Genomic DNA, 7114 nt, shown 5'->3' with positions numbered 1-7114 from the left:
GCCGCCGGGGGGACCGGCCGGGCGGGACGCCACCCGGCGGCGGCGGCGCGGCGGCAGGTTGTCGCTGGGGCTGGAATCAACGTTCAGGGGCATGCGGGGTTCTCCCGTCACGCTCCCGGGCGCCGCGGCTGACATCCGGTCCGGCACGGCTCCGCGCAGAGAACGCGGAGCCGGCCTCCGGGGCGCGTGCGCCTCACGGGAGCTGTAGTCCGAGCCGCCGGTTCCGTACGCGATGTCGTACGGCCTGGCGGAAGTCTTCAGGTTGTGCGCGGCCCGACCCAGGTGGCTCCCGAGTGCCAGGGCTGCACGGCGACGACGGTCCTACGCGGGACCTTCCGGCGCCTTCGCGTCGGCCGGCACGGCGGCCGTGGGTGGAGCGGCCGTGTCGGCGTCGCGGTCGGGCGCGAGCGGGTCGGTCACCGTGCCGGACTCCTCGTCGAAGAGCCCCTGCGCCAGCCTGGTCACCGCTGCGGGGACCGGCGGCGCCAGGTCGGCCACAGCTCGGAGACCGGACAGGACGTCGTCGGGTCGCACGGCAGGTGTCACGTGCCGAACAACCAGGCGCAGTATCGCACAGGCATTGTCCAGCGGCCTATCAGCCGCCGCCGGAAGAGCTTCGAGGCTGACCACGGCCGCGCGGGTGTCGAAGGTCCGCAGGCCGTTCTTGGTGCGGCGCTGGACCTCGACGGAGTCGGCGGCGAGGAACTGCGCCGCGGCGCGTTCGGCCTCGGCGAGCTCGACGCCCTCCAGGCGCAGCTCCCAGACGGAGGCGGTGAGCCGGTCGGCGAGGCCGGAGGTGCGGGCCTCGACGGCGTCGACGATGTCGAGGCCGGCCGGCAGGGACTCGTCGAGCAGCGCGCGCAGCTGCTGGGGGTCGCGGGGCGCGGTGAGGGCGATCTCCAGGTACTCGGCCTCGCTCCCGGTTCCGGTCGGCGCCGCGTTGGCGTAGCTGACCTTGGGGTGCGGGGTGAAGCCCGCCGAGTAGGCCATCGGCACCTCGGCACGGCGCAGGGCGCGTTCGAAGGCGCGCTGGAAGTCGCGGTGGCTGGTGAACCGGAGGCGGCCGCGCTTGGTGTAGCGCAGTCGGATGCGCTGCACCGCCGGTGCGGGCGGCGGGCCTTCGGGCTGTCGCTTGCCCAGTGGTTCTTCTCCTTGTGCGGGGCGCGAGCGCTCAGGCTCCGCCCTGTGACGTCTTTCGCAGCGGGGGCGGCATCGGGGGCCGCGCCGACGGCTGTCGTACTACCCAGAGTACGCGCCCATGACCTCGGCGGTTCCGCCCGGTGCCCGCCGGGCGTCACCCGAAGAGCGCGACCCGGACCTCCCGCGCGGCCGCGCGCACGGTCCGCCAGGCGTCGCGCAGCGCGTGGCCGACGGGGGTCAGGACGTGGCGGTAGAGCCGTACGGCGGCCCAGCCGATCAGCACCCAGCCGAGGACGCGCAGGATCCGCCCGGCCGTCCGCCAGGCCCAGGCGATCAGGTGGCCCAGCGGGGTGAGGACGTGCCGGTACAGGGGCGCGAGGGCGTACCGGACCAGGACGGCGGCCAGCCACAGCACGGCGTGTCCGAGGGGGCGCAGCGCCCAGCGGTACAGGAACCGCCCGGCGGGCGCGAGGAGGTAGGTGTGCAGGAACCGTCCGGCGGGTGCGAGGAGGTACCGCCACAGCACCTGGCAGGGCCAAACCACGAAGATCCGCAGGAGCCACCCGAGCACCCACCCGACGGCCCGGACCACCGGTTCCAGCACGTAGGTGACGAGCGGCGCGAGCACGTACCGCCCGATCGTCCGGCAGGTCCAGGCGAGCGCCTCCCACACGGCCCGCACCGGCAGTACCACGACGAGGGCGACGGCCTTGGCCACCCCACCGAGACAGCCTCCGGCGGGCGCCGGAGGCTGGGAGTTGTGCGTGTTCATGCCCAGCAGGACACTCAGTCGACGCTTCCGGGTTCCACCAGCCGGCGGGTCCGTACGTCGATGACGCCTGCGATGTTCTCGAAGTCCCGGTCGTAGTGGAGGACCGTCAGCCTGTGGGCACGTGCCGTGACCGCGACGAACAGATCCGATGCGCTGACCGACCGGTGCCGCCCGAGATCGGTCAATGCCTCTTGCGCGCGCAGTACCTGCTCCCACCCGTCCTCAGGGACCGGGACCCAGCCGTACAGGTCGCGCAGCTGGCCTTTGATCTGCTTGTACTCGCTTACCGACCGGGCGGAGTAGAGCATCTCGAACTCGGTCACGTCGCACACGGAGACATGACCGCCCCCCCTCGAAAGGGGGGGCTTTCACGTCGGTTACTTGACCACGGTCAGCGGCAGCAGCTTCTTGCCCGTCGGGCCGATCTGGATGTGGGTGTCCATCTGGGGGCACACACCGCAGTCGAAGCACGGGGTCCAGCGGCAGTCCTCGACCTCGGTCTCGTCCAGGGCGTCCTGCCAGTCCTCCCAGAGCCAGTCCTTGTCCAGACCGGAGTCCAGGTGGTCCCAGGGCAGGACCTCCTCGTACGTGCGCTCGCGCGTCGTGTACCAGGCCACGTCCACGCCGTACGCGGGCAGCGTCTTCTCGGCCGCCCGCATCCAGCGGTCGTAGCTGAAGTGCTCGCGCCAGCCGTCGAAGCGGCCGCCGTCCTCGTAGACGGCCCGGATCACGTCGCCGACCCGGCGGTCACCGCGCGAGAGCAGGCCCTCGACGATGCCCGGCTTGCCGTCGTGGTAGCGGAAACCGATCGAGCGGCCGTACTTCTTGTCGCCGCGAATCTTGTCGCGGAGCTTCTCCAGGCGGGCGTCCGTCTCCTCGGCCGACAGCTGCGGCGCCCACTGGAACGGGGTGTGCGGCTTGGGGACGAAACCACCGATGGAGACGGTGCAGCGGATGTCGTTCTGACCGGAGACCTCGCGGCCCTTGGCGATCACGTTGACCGCCATGTCGCCGATCTGGAGCACGTCCTCGTCGGTCTCGGTCGGCAGGCCGCACATGAAGTACAGCTTCACCTGGCGCCAGCCGTTGCCGTACGCGGTGGCGACGGTCCGGATCAGGTCCTCCTCCGAGACCATCTTGTTGATGACCTTGCGCATGCGCTCGGAGCCGCCCTCGGGGGCGAAGGTCAGACCGGAGCGGCGGCCGTTGCGGGTCAGCTCGTTGGCCAGGTCGACGTTGAAGGCGTCCACGCGGGTGGAGGGCAGCGAGAGGCCGATCTTGTCTTCCTCGTAGCGGTCCGCCAGGCCCTTGGCGATGTCGGCGATCTCGGAGTGGTCCGCGGAGGACAGGGACAGCAGGCCGACCTCCTCGAAGCCCGTCGCCTTCAGGCCCTTGTCCACCATCTCGCCGATGCCGGTGATGCTTCGCTCCCGCACGGGGCGCGTGATCATGCCGGCCTGGCAGAAACGGCAGCCGCGGGTGCAGCCGCGGAAGATCTCCACCGACATCCGCTCGTGGACGGTCTCGGCGAGCGGGACCAGCGGCTGCTTGGGGTAGGGCCACTCGTCGAGGTCCATGACGGTGTGCTTGGACACGCGCCACGGCACGCCGGAGCGGTTGGGGACGACGCGGCCGATACGGCCGTCGGGCAGGTACTCCACGTCGTAGAAGCGCGGGACGTAGACGCCACCGGTCTTCGCGAGGCGGAACAGGACCTCGTCGCGCCCGCCCGGGCGGCCCTCGGCCTTCCAGGCGCGGATGATCTCGGTCATGTCGAGGACGGCCTGCTCGCCGTCGCCGATGATCGCCGCGTCGATGAAGTCCGCGATGGGCTCCGGGTTGAACGCCGCGTGGCCGCCGGCCAGGACGATCGGGTGGTCGACCGTGCGGTCCTTGGACTCCAGCGGGATGCCCGCGAGGTCCAGGGCCGCCAGCATGTTCGTGTAGCCCAGCTCCGTGGAGAAGGACAGGCCGAACACGTCGAAGGCCGACACCGGGCGGTGGCTGTCCACCGTGAACTGCGGGACCCCGTGCTCGCGCATCAGGGCCTCCAGGTCGGGCCACACGCTGTACGTGCGCTCGGCGAGGACGCCCTCGCGCTCGTTGAGCACCTCGTACAGGATCATGACGCCCTGGTTGGGCAGACCGACCTCGTAGGCGTCCGGGTACATCAGCGCCCAGCGGACGTCCGCGCTCTCCCAGGGCTTGACCGTGGAGTTCAGCTCACCGCCGACGTACTGGATGGGCTTCTGCACGTGCGGGAGCAGCGCTTCGAGCTGTGGGAAGACCGACTCGGACATCACGCGACTTTCGTGAGCGGGCAGGGGACGACTCTCTAGCGTAACCCGGCCCGGGGACCGCCCCCGCCGCTTCGGGGGCGGTCCGGCCCCGGTCCGGCGGGCCGCGCCGGGGCCGGACCGGGGCGCCGTCGCGCTACAGGGTCACCGCCGAGGCCTCGGCCCAGATCCCCGGGAGTTCGCGCTCGCACCGCTCGGCCAGGGCCTCCTCGCGGGCGTAGAGCAGGCCCCAGGTGAACGACGACTCCCCGGCGCCGTTGGCCTGCACCGCCAGCAGGCGCAGGGCCTCGCGGGCGACCACGCTGTCCTGGTGCTCACCGAGCGTCGTCTGCACCGACTTCACCGCCTTGGCCAGGTCCTTGGCGGGGCTGCCGAGGACGGCGGCGGCGGCCTCGGCGGCGTAGCGGGCGCGCTTGGCCGCCTTGCGGGCCTCGTGCAGGGCGACGTCCCGCGCGGAGCCCGGCTCCAGGGCGAGGGCCGCGTCGACCCGGCGCGACAGCCGGCGCAGGTCGCGGCGTACGGCCCGGGTCAGCACCGGCCGGGCGGACCCGCCGGCGGCGGGCAGCAGCGGCGGATCGGCCAGCAGCGCGTCCAGGGCGTCGAGCAGGTCGAGGTGGCGCCGGCTGTCGAGGGCGGCCAGCACCCGCTTGCGCGAGCCGGCGCGGCGGGTGGTGTTCCAGATCCGCAGCCGGCCGCGGACCGGGCCGAGCAGCAGGGTGCGCGGGACCCCGTCGAGGTGGCCCTGGAAGCGCTCCATCAGCACCTCCTGGTCCCGGTCGACCCCGAGTTCGCCCGCCAGCCACTTGAGCTCCGCCCCCAGCGGGTCGGTGGCCTCCCGGTCCAGGACCTTGCGGTAGGTCTTGAAGGCGCTGCGCAGCCGGCGGGTGGCGACCCGCATCTGGTGCACGGAGTCGGGCAGGTCCCGGCGGACCGCCGGGTCCTGGGCGACCAGCGCGTCCCGCTGCGCCCGCAGGTACGCCAGCACGGCCGCGCCCGCGCTGGCGGAGTCGAGCCCGGGCTCCGGGCGCGGCGCCGGCTCGCCACCGGTCTCGGCCAGGGCGCGGGCCAGCTTGGACGGGGCGCCGGAGACCTTGAGCCCGCCCTTCTTGAAGGCCTTCTCCACGGCGTCGAGCAGCTCGGGGCCGACGCCGTCGGCGAGTTCCACCTCGACCTCGGTCCAGCCGGCCGAGGCGTCCTCGCGTTCGGCGATGACCGTGTCGGTGCTCAGCTCCGCCAGCAGGGCGCCGTCGGCGTCCAGGAGGTGGGAGACCTTGCGGGAGGACAGCAGCCGGACCTGCGGCCCCAGCTCCTGGCCGCGGACCCGGGAGCGGACCAGGGCGGCGAGGCCCCGTGGGACGGTGTCGCTGAGCTCGGCCCGGACCTCGTCGCGCACGCCGGGGGACACGGGCAGTTTCAGGTGCCAGCCGGCGTCGGCGCCGCCGGTCCGGCGCCGCAGCGTCAGGCCGTCGGCGGCGAGCCGCCCGTCGGGGGTGTCGTAGTAGACGGCGTCGAGGTCGACGGTGCCCTGGTCGAGGACGGCCGCGATCCCCGCCGTGCCCGTCAGGTCCGGTACGCCCCGCCCGGCCGCCTTCGGCTTGGTGAACTCGAACTTGCGCTCTATCTCGCGTTTGATGTCCGCCATGGACCGAACCTAGTCCGGAACGGCTGCCGAGGGCAGGGCGCGCGCCCGTCCGCTGTCGGCCGTCAGGCCGACAGCGGACGCTGCACCCGGATGGACTGGAGCAGCCCGATCGCCACCCAGACCGCGAACATCGACGATCCTCCGTAGGACACGAACGGCAGCGGCAGGCCCGCCACCGGCATGATCCCCAGGTTCATCCCGACGTTCTCGAACGACTGGAAAGCGAACCAGGCGATGATCCCGGCCGCCACGATCGTCCCGTACAGCTCGGTGGTCTCCCGCGCGATCACACAGGCCCGCCACAGCACCACGCCCAGCAGGCCGAGGATCACGATGCCGCCGACGAAGCCGAGCTCCTCCCCCGCCACCGTGAAGACGAAGTCGGTCTGCTGCTCGGGCACGAACTGCCCGGTGGTCTGCGGCCCCTTGAACAGGCCCGAACCCAGCAGCCCGCCGCCACCGATCGCGATCCGCGCCTGGTTGGTGTTGTAGCCGGCGCCCGCCGGGTCGAGCGCCGGGTTGGCGAAGGCGGCGAACCGGTTGATCTGGTACTGGTCGAGCACACCCAGCTGCCAGATCAGGATCGCGCCGGCCGTCCCGGCGCCGATCAGCCCGAGCACCCACCGGTTGGAGGCGCCGGAGGCCAGCAGCACCCCCAGCACGATCACGACCATCACCATGACCGACCCCAGGTCGGGCATCAGCATCACGATGCCCATGGGCGCGGCGGCCAGGCACAGGGCCTTGACCACGGTGCGGTGCTCGGGGTGCTCCAGGTCGCCCGCGTCCACCCGGGCGGCCAGCAGCGCCGCCATGATCAGGATGATCGTGATCTTCACGAACTCCGAGGGCTGGAGCGAGAAGCCCCCGCCGATGACGATCCAGGCGTGGGCGCCGTTGATGGTGGCGCCCAGCGGCGTCAGCACGGCGGCGACCAGCAGCAGCGACAGCCCGTACAGCACCGGCACCGCTCCCCGCAGGGTGCGGTGGCCGAGCCAGACCGTCCCGATCATCAGGACCAGGCCGATGCCGGTGTTGAGCAGGTGGCGCCACAGGAAGTACTGCGGGTCGCCCTGGTTGAGGTAGTCGCGGTGGCGGGTCGCGGACCACACCAGCAGCGAGCCGATCAGCGACAGCGCGAGCCCCGACAGCAGCATCGGGTAGTCGAGCCGGCGCAGGACCGAGTCACGGGCCGTCAGCCGGGCGAGCGGGCCCTTCTTGGGCTCGTACCGGGATACGGAGAACTTGTTGGCGGTCGGCATC

Annotated in this window: 6 protein-coding genes; all 6 read right to left on the bottom strand. The window is 72.4% G+C overall.

The annotated features are described in order from the left end of the window. Window positions 1-321 precede the first annotated feature (321 nt). The 6 genes from LG632_RS07220 to rodA all read right to left on the bottom strand — a co-directional run bounded on the left by LG632_RS07220 (window position 322) and on the right by rodA (window position 7113). Window positions 322-1098: a TIGR03936 family radical SAM-associated protein gene (locus tag LG632_RS07220; RefSeq protein WP_226725991.1), complete on the bottom strand. Its 777-nt coding sequence runs from the start codon at window positions 1096-1098 to the stop codon at window positions 322-324. 196 nt (window positions 1099-1294) lie between these two features. Next, window positions 1295-1912 (bottom strand): hypothetical protein, encoded by a 618-nt coding sequence (locus LG632_RS07215; RefSeq protein WP_226725990.1) that lies wholly within the window; start codon window positions 1910-1912, stop codon window positions 1295-1297. 14 nt (window positions 1913-1926) lie between these two features. Continuing rightward, window positions 1927-2244: a PIN domain-containing protein gene (locus LG632_RS07210; RefSeq protein ID WP_226725989.1), complete on the bottom strand. Its 318-nt coding sequence runs from the start codon at window positions 2242-2244 to the stop codon at window positions 1927-1929. A gap of 45 nt (window positions 2245-2289) precedes the next feature. Continuing rightward, on the bottom strand, window positions 2290-4215 hold the full coding sequence (locus tag LG632_RS07205) for a TIGR03960 family B12-binding radical SAM protein (RefSeq protein ID WP_226725988.1): 1926 nt from the start codon (window positions 4213-4215) through the stop codon (window positions 2290-2292). Window positions 4216-4345: 130 nt separating this feature from the next. Continuing rightward, the gene (locus LG632_RS07200; RefSeq protein ID WP_226725987.1) at window positions 4346-5851 is read right to left on the bottom strand and encodes a CYTH and CHAD domain-containing protein; all 1506 of its coding nucleotides are present in this window, start codon (window positions 5849-5851) and stop codon (window positions 4346-4348) included. 62 nt (window positions 5852-5913) lie between these two features. Beyond that, window positions 5914-7113, bottom strand: a complete 1200-nt coding sequence (gene rodA, locus LG632_RS07195) for a rod shape-determining protein RodA (protein WP_226725986.1) — start codon at window positions 7111-7113, stop codon at window positions 5914-5916. Window position 7114: the final 1 nt, after the last annotated feature.

The organism is Streptomyces antimicrobicus, from assembly GCF_020532625.1.
GTDB classification, from domain to species: domain Bacteria; phylum Actinomycetota; class Actinomycetes; order Streptomycetales; family Streptomycetaceae; genus Streptomyces; species Streptomyces antimicrobicus.
The sequence above is the reverse complement of the archived record's forward strand: the minus strand, read 5'-3'. Positions and strand labels throughout refer to the sequence as shown.